The organism is Enterobacter sp. BWH52, from assembly GCF_001037565.1.
Taxonomy (GTDB): domain Bacteria; phylum Pseudomonadota; class Gammaproteobacteria; order Enterobacterales; family Enterobacteriaceae; genus Enterobacter; species Enterobacter hormaechei_C.
The window spans coordinates 87,987-105,032 of sequence record NZ_KQ089856.1 but is presented as its reverse complement, the minus strand read 5'-3'; the positions used below and the strand labels follow the sequence as shown (position 1 = coordinate 105,032).

The following is a 17,046-nucleotide window of genomic DNA, read 5'->3' as shown; positions in this document are numbered from 1 at the left end:
CCTTCCTCCCCGCTGAAAGTACTTTACAACCCGAAGGCCTTCTTCATACACGCGGCATGGCTGCATCAGGCTTGCGCCCATTGTGCAATATTCCCCACTGCTGCCTCCCGTAGGAGTCTGGACCGTGTCTCAGTTCCAGTGTGGCTGGTCATCCTCTCAGACCAGCTAGGGATCGTCGCCTAGGTGAGCCGTTACCCCACCTACTAGCTAATCCCATCTGGGCACATCCGATGGCAAGAGGCCCGAAGGTCCCCCTCTTTGGTCTTGCGACGTTATGCGGTATTAGCTACCGTTTCCAGTAGTTATCCCCCTCCATCAGGCAGTTTCCCAGACATTACTCACCCGTCCGCCACTCGTCAGCAAAGCAGCAAGCTGCTTCCTGTTACCGTTCGACTTGCATGTGTTAGGCCTGCCGCCAGCGTTCAATCTGAGCCATGATCAAACTCTTCAATTTAAAAGTTTGATGCTCAATGAATTAAACTTCGTAATGAATTACGTGTTCACTCGTTGAGACTTGGTATTCATTTTTCGTCCGAGGACGTTAAGAATCCATGTCACTTTGAGTGCCCACACAGATTGTCTGATAAATTGTTAAAGAGCAGTGCAACGCGGCTTTCGCTCACCGTTGCGAGGTGGCGTATATTACGCTTTCCTCTTTCAGAGTCAACCCGTTATTTCAGGATTTTTTCTCTTCAACCGACCGGGCTGTTTGTGAAGTGATTCACATCCGCCGTGTCGATGGAGGCGCATTATAGGGAGTTCCCGAGCGACCGCAACAGAAAAGTTGCAAAAAAATGACTGACTGCTGTATTCCCCAGCAAAACCCCGCCTTATACCTTTTTACGCACAGACTTATCCACAATCCATTGACGATCCCGGTGTGATTCAGCGATTTGAACACTATACTAGCGGCAAATATTTCTCTCGCGGGTCAACCTCATGACGACACAACGACTTCAACGTGACTGGCGTCTCCCAACTGCCGGGCTCGCCGTGCTGGTGTTACTTATGGCAGGTTTTGCGCTGCATGAGCACTGGAATGCTTTTATTCAGTGGTGCCTCGCCACCCAGATCACCCTGCACCGTTATCTGGTGATGTATTTGCTGCAACTTAATAATCATCAGTACAGCGGTGGGCTGTGGTTGTTAACCGGTGCGTTTCTTTATGGTGTACTCCATGCCGTTGGACCGGGACACGGCAAATTCATCGTCACCACGTATCTCACCACCAATAAAGAGAGCCAGCTCGCGGCGCGCGTCGTACCGTTTATCGGTAGCCTGATGCAGGGCGTCAGCGCAATCGCCTTTGTCTTTATCCTGGCGGTTGGATTGAACCTCGCGTCAGGGGATATCAGCACCAGCCGTTGGTACGTCGAGAAAATCAGCGCCCTACTGATTGCCGCCTTCGGTGCATTTATCATTTATCAGGCGCTCAGCAGCCTGCGTCCGCGCAAAATGGCGATTAGCGCCATCAAGCCGCTTCACCAGCATAATGAACATTGTGGCTGCGGCCATCACGGCGTAGGGGTGGATCTGGCTAAAAGCGACTGGAAAACCCGTCTGGGCGTGGTGCTGGCCATAGGCGCACGCCCGTGCAGCGGGGCAATTATGATCCTGATGTTCTCGAATGCGCTCGGCATTATTAGCTGGGGGATTGCTGCTGTGATGACAATGTCGCTGGGCACGGCGCTGTCGATTATGGGGCTGTCGCTGGCAGTACGTTACGCACGTGAACGCACAGTAGCCTGGTTTGGTGGCGGCACGTCCCTGAACTGGATAATGCCGATGGTCAAAATTGCCGGAGGGGTTGTTCTGATACTGTTCGCGACGGTCCTGTTCCTGACGGTGATCCCCGTCAGCGCTGGCGGCGACTACATCGCCGCAGGATGCTAATAAAAGAAAACCCGCCAGCGGCGGGTTTTTTTATCACTCGTTAATTCTCGGATGCTGGTCAACCAGGCGAGAACGTTTTTTCTGGAGCGCCTCGATCTCTGCGTCAATATCTTCAATCTTCTGCTCTACATTATCGTAGTGCTCACGCAGGATCTCTTTCGCTTCCTGAATATCAGACGCCGCAGGCGTTGCCCCTTTCAGGGGACGATTCGCCGTCTCCTTCATGGTAATACCGGTAATCAGGCCGACCACCGCAATGACCATCAGATAGTAAGCAGGCATCATCAGGTTCTGCGTGCTCTCCACCAGTGAAGCAGCAAGTGTCGGCGTCAGGCCCGCAATCAGAACGGAGATATTAAAGGCTGCCGCCAGCGCACTGTAGCGAATATGCGTCGGGAACATTGCCGGCAGCGTAGAAGCCATCACCCCGATGAAGCAGTTAAGGATCACTGCCAGCATCAGCAGACCGGCGAAAATCAGCCCCAGCACATTGCTGTTAATCAGAATAAAGGCCGGAATTGCCAGTGCGAACAAGGCGACGCTGCCGAGAATAATGAATGGCTTACGGCCAAAGCGGTCGCTCAACAGACCCATAATCGGCTGCACAAACAGCATACCTACCATGATGGCGATAATAATCAGCACACCGTGGTCTTCCGAGTAGTGCAGGTTATGCGACAGGTAGCTCGGCATGTAGGTCAGCAGCATGTAATAGGTGACGTTGGTGGAAATCACCAGACCAATACAGGTCAGCAGGCTGCGCCAGTGTTTGGTCGCAATCTCCTTGAACGACACTTTCGGGCCATCCTGTAACCCTTCACGGTCACCCTGCTCCAGCTTTTCAACGTGCTGCTGGAACGCAGGCGTCTCTTCCAGGGCGTGACGCAGGTAAAGCCCAATGATGCCCAGCGGCAGCGCCAGGAAGAACGGAATACGCCAGCCCCAGTCAAGGAAGTTCTCTTCACCCACTACGGTTGAGATCAGAACGACAACCCCCGCGCCCATGACGAATCCGGCAATCGAACCAAAGTCCAGCCAGCTGCCCATAAAGCCGCGTTTACGGTCCGGAGAATATTCGGCGACAAAAATCGATGCACCGGTATATTCGCCGCCAACGGAGAAGCCCTGCGCCATCTTACAGATCAACAGCAGAATCGGCGCCCATATACCAATAGTCGCATACGACGGAATAAGGCCGATACAGAATGTACTTATCGACATGATGACAATGGTAATAGCCAGGATTTTCTGGCGACCATATTTATCACCCAGCATGCCGAAGAAAAGACCACCAAGAGGGCGAATCAGGAAGGGAACGGAGAACGTACCCAGCGCGGCAATCATCTGCAAGCTGGGATCGGCACCGGGGAAGAACACTTTACCAAGTGCATAGGCCACAAAGCCGTAAACACCAAAATCGAACCACTCCATCGCATTACCGAGCGAGGCCGCTGTAATCGCTTTGCGCAGTTTCGCGTCATCAATAATGGTGACATCGCGCAGCGTGATGGGTTTTACTTTTTTCCTTCTAAGCATAGCTTTCCTCGTAGACTCAGCCCCGTCCGTTTCACAGCGCATTTTGCAAGCTGTGAACCAGAGATCCGCTCCATGCGAATCTCCTTATTCAAGCGTAGCAGGTTTACTTACATTGACGTTTTACCTCAATACAACCGAACCTGTTGACGCCTGTCTGGGCAGTTAAAGACCTTTTTACCCTACCAGCGTTTATATATGTGATCAACTTCACATATATTTTTCCTGTTCGTAAGATGCCTTCAGCTTTTGTCAATTCACGATAAGTAAGGTCATTCTCAACCCCCTTATCAAACAGATCTTAACGCCCGTTATTATTCATTCCCAAACAAAATACAATCACATTTCTTCACAGCGAATTTACACAAAATTTAATTATTAATCGTGGGCAATCCTGTTTCCATTCAATATGTGACGGAGATAACTAAAACAGTGTTTCGTTTTGATTGAATCGCAATTCCAAAGATCGCATGATAAATCCGAACACGATATCTCAGCGGCTTTCAAATGAAGGAATACTGAACGCCTTAATTTCACTTTACAGCATAAGTAACGAATCGATTGGCTTCCAAAAAGGCAATCATTTGAATTTGTTGATCTATTTTTGAGATTTCCGCCAGCCACGCGGGCGAGATGTGAGGGTTAATGATGAAGATTAAAGCAACTATAGAACGCATCCCGGGCGGGATGATGCTGGTCCCGCTGGTACTTGGCGCGATATTAAATACGCTGGCCCCGAATACCGGTGCTTATTTTGGCGGTTTTACAAAAGGTATGATCACCGGAACGGTACCGATTCTGGCAGTCTGGTTCTTTTGCATCGGCGCATCTATTAACTTGCGTGCAACAGGTACGGTATTACGTAAATCAGGGACGTTGGTCATTACTAAAATTGCGGTCGCCTGGGTTGTTGCCATGATCTGTGCGATGTTCATTCCGGAGAATGGAATTCAGACTGGCTTCTTCGCCGGATTATCCGTTCTGGCCATTGTCTCAGCAATGGATATGACCAACGGCGGTCTCTATGCCAGCCTGATGAATCAATATGGCACCAAAGAAGAATCGGGCGCGTTCGTGCTGATGTCCCTGGAGTCGGGTCCACTGATGACGATGTTGATTCTGGGTTCTGCTGGCCTTGCCTCCTTTGAACTACACCATTTTGTCGGGGCGATCCTGCCGTTCCTGATTGGTTTTGCGCTGGGTAACCTCGATCACGATCTGCGCGATTTCTTCAGCAAAGCCACCCCGGTACTGATCCCGTTCTTCGGCTTCGCGTTGGGCAATACCATCAACCTGAACGTAATTCTGGAAACCGGCCTGCTGGGTATTGTGCTGGGTGTTGCCGTCATCGTCATCACGGGTATTCCGCTGATTATTGCAGACCGCGTCATCGGGGGCGGCAACGGAACCGCGGGTGTGGCCGCCTCTTCGGCCGCAGGCGCTGCGGTAGCCAACCCGGTGATTATCGCCCAGATTAACCCGGCCTTTGAACCCGTAGCCGCTTCCGCCACGGCTCTGGTTGCCGCCAGCGTGATTGTGACGGCAATTCTGGTCCCTATCATCACGGCACTGTACGCCAGACGCTTTGGGCATGTGCCTGAGTCCCGGACAGAACATGAAGCGGTAGAAATGCACCACTAACCCTTTCGCCCCCCTCTTTAAAAAGAGGGGGGGCAATCACGTACCAAATATCTCTTCCACCATGCCATCCACAAGCCGTTTTGCCGAACAGAGTCTTGGCATCCCCAGCGCGACCGTTTGCCAGCTCTGCGTCACTGACCAGCTCACCGGATGTTTTTCCGCCTGACACCAGTCCCCCAGCCAGCCCAGCATATCTTTATAATCAATCAGACCGGGAGAAGCGGGCGTCGTCAGCCACTGATGGTAAAAATGCCGGGTGGTGGGAGAAGCATTAATCTCCTGTGCCAGATAATTTGCGGCCATGCTGCGCAGGTTATCTTTCAGCATGGCCGCCACATCACTATTCGCCAGACGACAGGCATCGCCAAACGCCCCCCAGCGCAACTCTTCCAGCACGATAAAGCAGCGGCCAGCCAGCGACCAGCCGTCATACTGCCCGGCTCGCCAGCGGGTAAAAATTTGCTCGCTGTGCTCACCCGCCTGAACCGTAAGACCGCGCTGCGCGAGCGCTTTCTCTTTATAGGCGGCACGCTGGTTGAAATGTGCGGAGAGCTCCTCGTACTGTTGCAACAATCCGGGAGGTTGAGGGAGGCGTGGATTCACCTGCTGGCGCAGGGCTACCAGCCTGTCGGACATACGGGTCAGCGCAAGGTGTCCGGGGTCGAGCATACCGGCAAGTTTCTCCGCCAGACCCAGCCGCAGTGCTGCATTTTCGTTGAGCATTCCCGCCATTGCCCACGGCCGCAGCCGGGTCTGCGTAATGATCTCCTGCGTCAAACGCTCACGAAATTGTAGTTGCTGTGGCCCCAGGAGGGCGTGACGTGCAGCATCCGCCCCCTGGACCAAATCGACCATAAATTTTGGATGAATACACTCCAGCGTCCGCCCGGGACCGTCCAGTAGCTGTGTTGTCATGGTTGCTCTGCCGCGAATAAGGTTTGAATATCATCGCGTAACAGTCGGGTATCTTCCTGAATCCACGCCGCAGTGGTCATACTTTGCTTCAACAACTGGCTAAGCGCCCGGGTTGAATGCTCATTCTGCTGCCGAACGGCAAGGCTATCACGCAAGCTTTCCTGTAACCCGGTCAGGCACAACGAAAACTCTGCAAAGAACGTTGCCATACCTGCCGTAACAGAGACATCGACCTGCGCGGCCAAAGCTTTACGAATTTGATCGCAAAACTGATCGGTATGTTGCGTAAATTTGCCATGAAGCTGAGCGATGTCGATGACATAGCGTGTGCGCGTCACGACATACTCCTCCCAGCCCCAGCCGGGATTATTGAGCCAGCGCGAGACGGTATTACGTACGCTGCCTGCCCCTGCTGGCTGACTGGCGGGAGGGGTGTCCTGCACAATGGCATCATTAAATAACCCGCGCGTATTGAAATTAAGCTGGTTTGCCTGAAACGCCGGGAAGCTAATCCGCGCCCGAAATCCGGCATGACTGAGCTGTTCCTTAATTCGCGTCTCGATGGGTCGCATCGCCTCATTCAACGATCGGGCGAGCGTAGACTCCAGCTGATCGAAGCGTAACGCCAGCTCCCGGCCAATTCTGCTCTGCGCATTCAGCATAATCTGCTCGCATGACGATCGGATCTTGCTCAGGACAATCTGCGCCTGCCCTTCATCGTCAAGCACCAGCTGCTGGATCGCATCCGCGTCGTCTTCACGCAAACTGGATGGCTCGCGGCCTGCTAAGTCAAGAATAGACGGGCGGCTAAAAATGTCGCCCAGCGCCTGGTGAAGTTCATCTTTCTGGCGAAGCAGAAAAGCATCCGTTGCGTTGAGCGCCTCTTCAACTTCATGCTGGACCTCATCGCTCACCACGCTCTGCCGCTGACGCAGCATCGTCATATCCTCTTCCAGGCGCGCAATATTCAGCTCCAGCTCATCAAAAGCGACCGTCAGTCCCTGATGGCGAAAGTCCAGGTATTCTCTGGCATTTTGCGCATAGTTCAGCAGCTTATGCGATGCCGACCGTAAAGCGAACAGTGAGGCGTTGGCGTAAGCCGCGTAAATCAGTTTGCGGATGGGCTGTTCGAACAGCGAATCCTCCCACAGCAGATCCGCCGCATGGCGAATATGGCCAATATCGTCCAGGTCGGCCGTTCGCCAGCGGCGGCCCAGCGCGGCCTCGGCAAAATCCTGTACCCAACGCTGATCCTGATGATCGGGAAGGCGCCCATGGACGTTCATCTCATAGCGGGCGCGGTTTGCCAGATAGGCCCACATGGAAGAGACCGGATAAATTTGCCCCGGAGAAATATTCCCTTTCATCAGCGTGCCGGAAATCATCGCCCGCACCTGCTCTTCATCGTCGCTATTACGATCTTTCTGATCGAATTTGTTGACCAGGGCGTAAAGCGGCACGGATTTCCCGGCAGCCGAAATTGCCTGACGAACCTCAGCATCAGAAATGGATTTAAGCTGGGTGTAGTCCATCACCGCCAGAACGGCGGAGGCGCGCGCCAACTGCTCATTGAGCATTTTTTGCAGGTGCGGCTGACCGGCCTCGTTCGGCCCCGGCGTGTCGAGCAGCGTCAGTTGCCCCAGGTGCGCATCCAGACCGGCGAGATGCACAAACTCCACCTCAATCACCGGAATATGTTCAATCGCGGCATACTCAGAGAACGGAAACTCCACGCCCAGCGCCTGAGAAAGCCGCACCAGATCGTTCAGGCTTTTCAGACAATGAAAGATGGGCTCCGCGCCCAGGTGATGTTTTTCAAACGCCTCACCTCTTTCTATGCGCTCCAGCAGCGTATTCATGTCCTTGTCGATTTCCAGACGCCGCGCCAGCTTGCCGCGATCTTTATCGCACAGTTTTTTCTGCAACTGGGTAATCAGGGTATCGATGGGCGAAACGTGCAAAAAATGCAGCACCGGCTCCTTCTGGCCCGGCGTATGGCGGATCAGCGTGGGAAGCGCCGTCATCGGACGATTGCGGTTCGGCAGCACTTCCGTGCCCACAATCGCATTAATGGTGGTCGATTTTCCCGCTTTCATGGTACCCACAATCGCCAGTACCATTTCGAGGCGGGTTATTTTGCGTAATTCATTATTCAGCATCGCCTGCTGAGCGTCGACACCTCGTGCGCTAAAATGCAATGGCAAAACGTTGTTATTAACGCCGCTCATGGCAGCGGTTGTGCTATCCAGCTTTGCAATCGGCATAGATTTTAATGAATCAAGATTGTTCAGAGCGAGCTGTAACAAACGTTCAGCTTCCTGGCTTAATTCAAATATGGTCTGTGTGTGCATGATAAAAGCCTTCCCTTAACGCAAATTTATTACTTTTATTAAGCCACGATGTTTTAATTATACTTTTCAGGCTTATATGATCACGTATGGAAAACATGTTCATTTAATACAACTAACTGAAGATAATGAGAATTTAAAACCCACCCTCGTAATACGTGTAAAACATCCCCTGGCCAGAAAGCCAAAAGTGAATAGACAAAACGCATTTTCAGGAAACATCAGGATATATCATCGTTATTTACCCACCAAAAAAGAGAGGTATTCCCTGACGCCAAAAGATGTATGTCGTCAGAGGAGGGTAGATAAATAACGGCTTGTTCCTTCACCTTATCCGAAATGGCACAGCGTAGCAATTTGCTGTAATAAAATATTCGATACATTTAGTATGATTACGATCTCTGCCGTTCAGGGCATACGCTTCCCTTAATTCACTGACAGTTCGTGTCATCGCTTGCGCATTTATGCGCTATTTTTATAAAACAATATCACCGACAAAAGTGGGGATTTGCGTTATACTCGCTGCCTTTTTCGGCACACTGCCGTCATTTAGCTGGCGTTTTCCAGCGTGTTAACACTTTTGAGGATACCCACATGCAACTTCCACACTGCCCGAAATGCAATTCTGAATACACCTATGAAGACAATGGCATGTTCGTTTGCCCGGAATGCGCCCATGAATGGAACGATGCGGAGCCTGCGCAGGACAGCGATGCGCTGATCGTGAAAGACGCGAATGGCAACCTGCTGGCAGACGGCGACAGCGTTACCGTTGTGAAAGATCTTAAGGTAAAAGGCAGCTCCTCCATGCTGAAGATCGGCACTAAAGTTAAAAATATCCGTCTGGTTGAAGGCGATCATAATATCGACTGCAAAATTGACGGCTTCGGTCCGATGAAACTGAAATCTGAGTTCGTGAAAAAGAACTGATTGTCCCGCCCGGTGACGCTTCGCTTACCGGGCGTTCGGGAACTACACTTAACGGGCTTTTCTTACGTGAGGTAAAGATTATGCCGTTAAGTCCCTACATCTCTTTCGCCGGCAACTGTGCGGAGGCGGCCGCCTTCTATCAGCAGGCCGTCGGCGCAGAACTCCTCTACAAAATCACCTTCGGCGAAATGCCCAAAGACGAAAACAGCGAAGAAGGCTGTCCGTCAGGCATGAACTTCCCGGATACCGCCATCGCCCACTCTAATGTCCGCATTGCCGGAAGCGATATCATGATGAGCGATGGTCTGCCACCCGGTAGCAGCACGCAGTACGCCGGATTTACGCTGGTGCTCGACACGCAGGACGTGGATGAAGGCAAACGCTGGTTCGACAACCTCTCTGATGGCGGCAATGTCGAAATGGCCTGGCAGGAGACTTTCTGGGCGCACGGATTCGGGAAAGTCACCGATAAATACGGCGTGCCGTGGATGATTAACGTCGTTAAATCGTAGGCCGCATAAGCGCAGCGCATCCGGCAACAGCGCCCGGTGGCGCTGCGCTGGCCGGGCCTAGGGTGATTGTCATCAAACTCCCCTCAACTCTTCAAACTCCCGCAACCAACACTTAACCTGAATGTCATATTGATGCGCCAGCATGAGGCCACATTTATCGTGAGGCCGGGCACATGCAAACTGTCATTCGCGTCGAGAAACTGAGCAAAACCTTCCATCACAACAAGGCGCTGCATGCCGTTGATCTGACCGTCCAGCAGGGCGAAATGGTGGCGCTGTTGGGGCCGTCTGGTTCAGGTAAATCCACCCTTCTTCGTCACTTGAGCGGCCTGATTACCTGTGACAAAACGCCGGAAAGCCGCGTCGAACTGCTGGGGAACACCGTGCAACATGCGGGGCGTCTGGCGAGCGATATTCGCAAAAGCCGCGCTCAGACGGGCTATATCTTTCAGCAGTTCAACCTGGTGAACCGCCTGACCGTGCTCGAGAACGTGCTGATTGGCGCGCTCGGCAGCACCCCGTTCTGGCGCACCTGCCTGCGCTGGTTCTCCCCATCCCAGAAGCAAGAAGCCTTACAGGCGCTGACCCGCGTCGGCATGGCGCATTTCGCCCACCAGCGCGTCTCCACGCTCTCCGGCGGACAGCAGCAGCGCGTCGCCATTGCCCGCGCCCTGATGCAGAAAGCCAAAATTATCCTGGCCGATGAACCTATCGCCTCGCTGGATCCGGAGTCCGCCCGCATCGTGATGGAAACCCTGCGCGACATCAATCAGAACGACGGCATCACCGTGGTGGTGACGCTGCATCAGGTGGATTACGCCCTGCGCTACTGCGAGCGCATCGTCGCCCTGCGTCAGGGACATGTGTTCTTTGATGGCGCAAGCCACCAGTTTGATAACGAACGTTTTGACCATCTCTACCGCAGCGTAAACCGCGTCGAAGAGCGCGCGCAGGCTGCATAACGACCCATAACGAGGAATGGAAATGAGCTATAAAACGGTTGCCGCGCTGGCCTTCACCAGCATGTTCAGCATCAGCACCCTGTTAAGCCCGGCCCACGCCGAGGAGCAGGAAAAAGCACTGAACTTTGGCATCATTTCGACAGAATCACAGCAGAACCTGAAACCCCAGTGGGAACCGTTCCTGAAAGATATGGAAACCAAACTGGGGATCAAAGTGAACGCGTTCTTCGCCCCGGATTACGCGGGCATCATTCAAGGAATGCGCTTCAACAAAGTCGACATCGCCTGGTATGGCAACCTCTCTGCTATGGAAGCGGTAGATCGCGCGAACGGCCAGGTGTTCGCCCAGACCGTTGCGGCAGACGGCTCTCCGGGCTACTGGAGCGTGCTGATCGTTAACAAAGACAGCCCGATCAACAACCTCAACGACATGCTCGCCAAACGCAAAGAGCTGACCTTTGGTAACGGCGACCCGAACTCTACCTCCGGCTTCCTCGTCCCTGGCTACTACGTCTTCGCGAAAAACAACGTCTCCGCCAGCGACTTTAAGCGCACGGTTAACGCCAGCCACGAAACCAATGCCCTGGCCGTGGCGAATAAGCAGGTTGACGTTGCTACCAACAACACTGAAAACCTCGACAAGCTGAAGACCTCCGCGCCGGACAAGCTGAAGGAAATCAAGGTTATCTGGAAATCACCGCTGATCCCGGGCGACCCGATCGTGTGGCGCAAAAACCTCTCCGAGAACACCAAGGACAAGGTCTACGACTTCTTTATGAACTACGGCAAAACGCCGGAAGAGAAAGCGGTTCTGGCACGTCTGGGCTGGGCACCGTTCCGCGCGTCCAGCGATTTGCAGCTGGTGCCGATTCGCCAGCTGGCGCTGTTCAAGCAGATGCAGGGCGTGAAGGACAACAAAGGCCTGAAGGACGAAGAGAAGACCAGCAAAGTGTCGGAAATTCAGGCGCAGCTGGACGATCTTGACCGCCTGACCGCCGCGCTCGGCGCCATGACCAGCGTGAATAAAGCGGTGCAGTAACGCCTTTCTCCCTCTCCCTCAAGGGAGAGGGGACTAAACCCAAAGGAGCCAACATGCAAACCATCACCCTCCCGCCGCCAAAACGCAGCTGGTTCTCGCTCATAAGCTGGGCTGTTCTGCTGGCGGTGCTCGTTATCTCCTGGAAGGGCGCGGAGATGGATCCGCTGCTGCTCTTCAGGGACTCAGGCAACATGGCGACCTTCGCCGCCGACTTCTTCCCACCGGACTTCAGCCAGTGGCAGGACTACCTCGGTGAAATGGCGATCACCCTGCAAATTGCCGTCTGGGGCACCGCCCTCGCCGTGATCCTCTCCATTCCGTTTGGCCTGATGAGCGCCGAAAACATCGTGCCATGGTGGGTTTACCAGCCGATGCGCCGCCTGATGGACGCCTGTCGCGCCATCAACGAAATGGTCTTTGCGATGCTATTCGTGGTCGCCGTCGGCCTGGGTCCGTTCGCGGGCGTGATGGCGCTGTTCATCCACACCACCGGCGTGCTCTCCAAGCTGCTCTCCGAAGCGGTTGAAGCCATCGAGCCCGGCCCGGTGGAAGGCATCCGGGCAACCGGAGCGAACAAAATCGAAGAGATCCTGTACGGCGTCCTGCCGCAGGTGATGCCGTTGCTCATCTCCTATTCCCTGTACCGCTTCGAGTCCAACGTTCGCTCCGCCACCGTGGTCGGCATGGTGGGCGCAGGCGGCATTGGCGTCACCCTGTGGGAAGCGATTCGTGGTTTCCAGTTCCAGCAAACCTGCGCCCTGATGGTGCTCATCATCGTCACCGTCAGCCTGCTGGATTTCCTCTCTCAACGTTTGCGTAAGCACTTCATCTGAGAAGCGAGGCTTTGATTGGTATGCACTTATCCAGACATCCGACCAGTTACCCCACCCGCTGGCAAGAGATTGCGGCAAAGCTCGAAGTGGAGCTGCGCACGCACTATCGCTGCGGAGACTACCTGCCTGCCGAGCAGCAGCTTGCCGACCGCTACGAAGTGAATCGTCACACCCTGCGTCGTGCCATCGATCAACTGGTGGAGCGCGGCTGGGTCCAGCGTCGTCAGGGCGTCGGCGTGCTGGTGCTGATGCGTCCGTTTGACTACCCGCTCAATGCCCAGGCGCGTTTTAGCCAGAACCTTCTCGATCAGGGCAGCCACCCCACCAGCGAAAAGCTGCTGTCTGTCCTGCGCCCGGCCTCCCGCCACGTGGCGGACGCGCTGGGGATTCAGGAGGGCGACAACGTCGTTCACCTGCGCACGTTGCGCCGGGTGAACGGCGTGGCGGTCTGTCAGATCGACCACTACTTCGCGGACCTCACCCTCTGGCCCGTTCTGCAACATTTCGCCAGCGGTTCCCTGCATGATTTTCTTCAGGACGCGACGGGTATCGTGCTCAAACGCACCCAGACGCGCATCAGCGCCCGCCGCGCGCAGGCGAAAGAGAGCAAGGTGCTGGAGATCCCCAACATGGCCCCGCTGCTCTGCGTGCGCACCCTCAACCACCGTGACGGCGACGTCAACGCAACGGAATACTCCGTCAGCCTGACCCGCGCCGACATGATTGAATTTACCATGGAGCACTGAATGCACTTCGACACCTCCACTCGTCAGCGCTGGATGCGCGTGCTGGCCCACAGCCAGCCTGCTGCGCTGGCTGCCCGCATGAACGCGCTCGGCCTGACGCCGGATTACGACACGATCCGCGCGCCGGAGATCGGCCTGGTGCAGATCCAGGCACGCATGGGCGGCACCGGCGAGCGCTTCTTCGCCGGCGATGCCACCCTCACCCGCGCGGTGATCCGCCTGAAAAGCGGCACGCTGGGCTACGGCTACGTACTTGGCCGCGACAAAACGCACGCCGAGCGCTGCGCAGCGATCGACGCGCTTTTACAGGAAAAGCCGCATTTTCAGACGTTAATGGAAACCCTTATTGCCCCGCTGGAAGCTGACCGCGCCGCACGCCTTGCCGCGCGTCAGGCCGAAGTAAATACCAGCCGGGTCGACTTCTTTACGCTCGTTCGCGGAGACAACGCATGACGCTTCAACCTGCTTTTACCCTGGCCGTCCAGGATGCCCAACAGAGTTTCCGTCGCCTGCTGAAAGCCATGAGCGAGCCGGGCGTCATTGTCTCGCTGCACCAGCTCTCCCAGGGCTGGCTGCCGCTGAACCTCGCCTCTACCAGCGTGCTGCTGACGCTGGCGGACAACGACACCCCGGTATGGCTGTCAGGGGCATTGCTGAACGATATCGCCAGCCAGAACCTGCGCTTTCACACCAACGCGCCGCTGGTCGAGCAGCCCCAGCAGGCGGTCTTCGCCGTGGCCGACGAGCAAATCAGCCATGAACAACTTAATGCCCTGAGCGAAGGCAGCGCCGTCGCACCGGAAACCAGCGCTACGCTGATTTTGCAGGTCTCCAGCCTGAGCGGTGGCCGCATGCTACGCCTGACGGGGGCAGGGATCGCCGACGAGCGGATGGTCGCCCCCCAGCTGCCGGAGTGCATCATTCATGAGCTGACCGAGCGCCCGCATCCGTTCCCGCTCGGTATCGACCTGATCCTGACCTGCGGCGAGCGCCTGCTGGCGATCCCGAGAACCACTCACGTGGAGGTGTGCTGATGTACGTTGCCGTCAAAGGGGGCGAGAAGGCGATCGCCGCCGCCCATGCCTTGCAGGCGCACAGACGCCGGGGGGATGACGCCTTACCCGAGCTGAGCGTCGCCCAGATTGAACAGCAGTTAAACCTGGCCGTCGACCGCGTGATGACCGAAGGCGGCATCGCAGACCGCGAGCTGGCGGCGCTGGCGCTGAAACAGGCCAGCGGCGATAACGTGGAAGCCATTTTCCTGCTGCGCGCTTACCGCACTACGCTTGCGAAGCTGGCGGTAAGCGAGCCGGTGAAAACGGCGGAAATGCGTTTAGAGCGACGTATTTCTGCGGTGTACAAAGATATTCCTGGCGGCCAGCTGCTTGGTCCGACCTACGACTACACCCATCGCCTGCTGGACTTCAGTCTACTGGCGAACGGTGAAACACCGCAGCTCAGCGTCTCTGACGCTGAACAAGACGCCTCCCCGCACGTCTTTAGCCTGCTGGCAAACCAGGGGCTGGCGAAGGCGGAAGAAGACACCGGCAGCACACCGGATGACATCACTCGCACGCCGCCGGTCTATCCCTGTTCGCGCTCGTCCCGCCTGCAACAGCTGATGCGCGGCGATGAAGGGTATCTGCTGGCGCTGGCCTACTCCACGCAGCGCGGCTACGGGCGCAACCACCCGTTCGCGGCAGAGATCCGCAGCGGTTATCTCGATGTCGAAATTGTGCCGGAAGAGCTGGGTTTTGCGGTGAACATCGGCGAACTGCTGATGACCGAGTGCGAAATGGTCAACGGTTTTGTCGCGCCAGAGAATGAAGATCCGCATTTTACCCGCGGCTACGGGCTGGTGTATGGCCTGAGCGAGCGCAAGGCGATGGCGATGGCGCTGGTTGACCGTGCGCTCCAGGCGCCGGACTACGGCGAGCATATTGCCGGCCCGGCACAGGACGAAGAGTTCGTGCTGGCCCACGCGGATAACGTTGAGGCCGCCGGCTTTGTCTCGCACCTCAAGCTGCCGCACTACGTCGATTTCCAGGCCGAACTGGAACTGCTGAAACGCCTGCAACGGGAGCGCGCCAATGGCTAACTTAAGCGGCTACAACTTTGCCTATCTGGACGAGCAAACTAAACGCATGATCCGCCGCGCCATCCTTAAGGCTGTGGCGATCCCCGGCTACCAGGTGCCGTTCGGCGGCCGCGAAATGCCGATGCCCTACGGCTGGGGCACCGGCGGTATTCAGATCACCGCCAGCGTGATCGGCGAAGCGGACGTGCTGAAGGTCATCGACCAGGGGGCAGACGACACCACCAACGCCGTGTCGATCCGCAACTTCTTTAAGCGCGTAACGGGCGTCAACACCACTGAAAAAACCGAAGACGCGACGCTGATCCAGACCCGTCACCGCATTCCGGAGACCCCGCTGACTGAAGATCAGATTTTGATTTTCCAGGTGCCGATCCCGGAGCCACTGCGTTTTATCGAGCCGCGGGAAACCGAAACCCGCACCATGCACGCCCTGGAAGAGTACGGGATCATGCAGGTCAAACTGTATGAGGACATCGCCCGCTTCGGCCATATCGCCACCACCTACGCCTATCCGGTGAAGGTGAACGGCCGCTACGTGATGGACCCGTCGCCGATCCCGAAATTCGATAACCCGAAGATGGACATGATGCCCGCCCTGCAACTTTTTGGTGCCGGACGGGAAAAACGCATCTACGCCGTACCGCCGTACACCCGTGTGGAGAGCCTGGATTTTGACGATCACCCGTTTACGGTGCAGGAGTGGGACGAGCCGTGCGCCATCTGCGGCTCGAAGCATAGCTATCTGGATGAAGTGGTGCTGGACGACACGGGCAAACGGATGTTTGTCTGCTCCGACACCGATTACTGCCGCCAACAGAGCGAGGCGAACAGCCAATGAAACCGCTGCTTTCGGTTAATAACCTGACTCACCTTTATGCACCGGGCAAAGGCTTTAGCGACGTGTCGTTTGAGCTGTGGCCGGGCGAAGTGCTGGGCATTGTCGGCGAGTCCGGCTCCGGTAAAACCACCCTGCTGAAGTCCATCTCCGCGCGCCTGACGCCGCAGAATGGCGACATTTTGTATGAGGGCGTGTCGCTGTATGGCATGAGCGAAGCCGAGCGCCGCCGCCTGCTGCGCACCGAGTGGGGCGTGGTGCACCAGCACCCGATGGATGGCCTGCGCCGCCAGGTCTCGGCGGGGGGCAACATCGGCGAACGGCTGATGGCCACCGGCGCGCGCCACTACGGCAACATCCGCGCCACGGCGCAGCACTGGCTGGAAGAGGTTGAAATCCCCGCCTCGCGCATCGACGACCTGCCGACAACCTTCTCCGGCGGCATGCAGCAGCGTTTACAGATTGCCCGCAATCTCGTCACCCATCCGAAGCTGGTGTTTATGGATGAACCGACCGGTGGGCTGGACGTCTCCGTGCAGGCGCGCCTGCTGGATCTGCTGCGCGGCCTGGTGGTGGAGCTGAACCTGGCGGTAGTGATTGTCACCCACGATTTAGGCGTTGCGCGCCTGCTGGCGGACCGCTTGCTGGTGATGAAGCAGGGTCAGGTGGTGGAAAGTGGGCTGACCGATCGGGTGCTCGACGATCCCCATCATCCGTACACCCAACTGCTGGTGTCCTCGGTATTACAGAATTAAGAGGCC

Annotated in this window: 16 protein-coding genes and 1 rRNA gene; 13 read left to right on the top strand and 4 right to left on the bottom strand. The window is 56.0% G+C overall.

Features of this window, described 5'->3' with window-relative positions; translation table 11 throughout:
• Positions 1-454: ribosomal RNA gene (locus SK47_RS21825) — 16S ribosomal RNA — on the bottom strand; the annotation flags it as partial.
• Between the two features lie 485 nt (positions 455-939).
• On the opposite strand from SK47_RS21825, the gene SK47_RS21820 reads away from it, so the two are divergent.
• Positions 940-1,893 (top strand): nickel/cobalt transporter, encoded by a 954-nt coding sequence (locus SK47_RS21820; RefSeq protein ID WP_032608267.1) that lies wholly within the window; start codon positions 940-942, stop codon positions 1,891-1,893.
• A 33-nt stretch (positions 1,894-1,926) separates the two neighbouring features.
• Here the strand turns inward: SK47_RS21820 and proP are convergent, their stop codons facing one another.
• Entirely contained in the window at positions 1,927-3,429 is a 1,503-nt protein-coding gene (gene proP, locus SK47_RS21815; protein ID WP_003860199.1) for a glycine betaine/L-proline transporter ProP, read from the bottom strand.
• A 645-nt stretch (positions 3,430-4,074) separates the two neighbouring features.
• Between proP and kdgT the strand changes: the two genes are divergently transcribed.
• The gene (kdgT, locus tag SK47_RS21810) at positions 4,075-5,067 is read left to right on the top strand and encodes a 2-keto-3-deoxygluconate transporter (RefSeq protein ID WP_003860201.1); all 993 of its coding nucleotides are present in this window, start codon (positions 4,075-4,077) and stop codon (positions 5,065-5,067) included.
• Positions 5,068-5,103: 36 nt separating this feature from the next.
• Here kdgT and SK47_RS21805 read toward each other — a convergent pair whose 3' ends face one another.
• Positions 5,104-5,982, bottom strand: coding sequence for a diguanylate cyclase regulator RdcB family protein (locus SK47_RS21805; RefSeq protein ID WP_003860203.1), 879 nt, complete (start codon positions 5,980-5,982; stop codon positions 5,104-5,106).
• Complete coding sequence (gene crfC / locus SK47_RS21800) at positions 5,979-8,333, bottom strand: clamp-binding protein CrfC (RefSeq protein WP_023324027.1); 2,355 nt, start codon at positions 8,331-8,333, stop codon at positions 5,979-5,981. The genes SK47_RS21805 and crfC overlap by 4 nt, the downstream gene beginning before the upstream one ends.
• A 591-nt stretch (positions 8,334-8,924) precedes the next feature.
• Between crfC and SK47_RS21795 the strand changes: the two genes are divergently transcribed.
• From SK47_RS21795 to phnK, 11 genes are all read left to right on the top strand, one after another.
• The gene (locus tag SK47_RS21795; RefSeq protein WP_003860206.1) at positions 8,925-9,260 is read left to right on the top strand and encodes a zinc ribbon domain-containing protein YjdM; all 336 of its coding nucleotides are present in this window, start codon (positions 8,925-8,927) and stop codon (positions 9,258-9,260) included.
• An 80-nt stretch (positions 9,261-9,340) separates the two neighbouring features.
• Positions 9,341-9,772: a VOC family metalloprotein YjdN gene (gene yjdN / locus SK47_RS21790; RefSeq protein ID WP_023315239.1), complete on the top strand. Its 432-nt coding sequence runs from the start codon at positions 9,341-9,343 to the stop codon at positions 9,770-9,772.
• Positions 9,773-9,945: 173 nt separating this feature from the next.
• Positions 9,946-10,734: a phosphonate ABC transporter ATP-binding protein gene (gene phnC / locus SK47_RS21785; RefSeq protein ID WP_003860210.1), complete on the top strand. Its 789-nt coding sequence runs from the start codon at positions 9,946-9,948 to the stop codon at positions 10,732-10,734.
• 22 nt (positions 10,735-10,756) lie between these two features.
• Positions 10,757-11,773, top strand: a complete 1,017-nt coding sequence (gene phnD / locus SK47_RS21780; protein WP_003860211.1) for a phosphonate ABC transporter substrate-binding protein — start codon at positions 10,757-10,759, stop codon at positions 11,771-11,773.
• Between the two features lie 53 nt (positions 11,774-11,826).
• On the top strand, positions 11,827-12,606 hold the full coding sequence (phnE, locus tag SK47_RS21775) for a phosphonate ABC transporter, permease protein PhnE (RefSeq protein WP_023302942.1): 780 nt from the start codon (positions 11,827-11,829) through the stop codon (positions 12,604-12,606).
• Positions 12,607-12,626: 20 nt separating this feature from the next.
• Positions 12,627-13,352, top strand: a complete 726-nt coding sequence (phnF, locus tag SK47_RS21770) for a phosphonate metabolism transcriptional regulator PhnF (protein ID WP_003860215.1) — start codon at positions 12,627-12,629, stop codon at positions 13,350-13,352.
• Complete coding sequence (phnG, locus tag SK47_RS21765; RefSeq protein WP_048245142.1) at positions 13,353-13,805, top strand: phosphonate C-P lyase system protein PhnG; 453 nt, start codon at positions 13,353-13,355, stop codon at positions 13,803-13,805.
• Complete coding sequence (gene phnH / locus SK47_RS21760) at positions 13,802-14,386, top strand: phosphonate C-P lyase system protein PhnH (RefSeq protein ID WP_003860219.1); 585 nt, start codon at positions 13,802-13,804, stop codon at positions 14,384-14,386. Before phnG ends, phnH begins: the two co-directional genes overlap by 4 nt.
• Entirely contained in the window at positions 14,386-15,450 is a 1,065-nt protein-coding gene (locus SK47_RS21755) for a carbon-phosphorus lyase complex subunit (RefSeq protein WP_023315237.1), read from the top strand. Before phnH ends, SK47_RS21755 begins: the two co-directional genes overlap by 1 nt.
• Entirely contained in the window at positions 15,443-16,288 is an 846-nt protein-coding gene (gene phnJ, locus SK47_RS21750; RefSeq protein WP_006810438.1) for an alpha-D-ribose 1-methylphosphonate 5-phosphate C-P-lyase PhnJ, read from the top strand. The genes SK47_RS21755 and phnJ overlap by 8 nt, the downstream gene beginning before the upstream one ends.
• A complete protein-coding gene (gene phnK / locus SK47_RS21745) occupies positions 16,285-17,040 on the top strand; it encodes a phosphonate C-P lyase system protein PhnK (RefSeq protein WP_003860225.1) in 756 nt (251 codons plus the stop codon). The genes phnJ and phnK overlap by 4 nt, the downstream gene beginning before the upstream one ends.
• Positions 17,041-17,046: the final 6 nt, after the last annotated feature.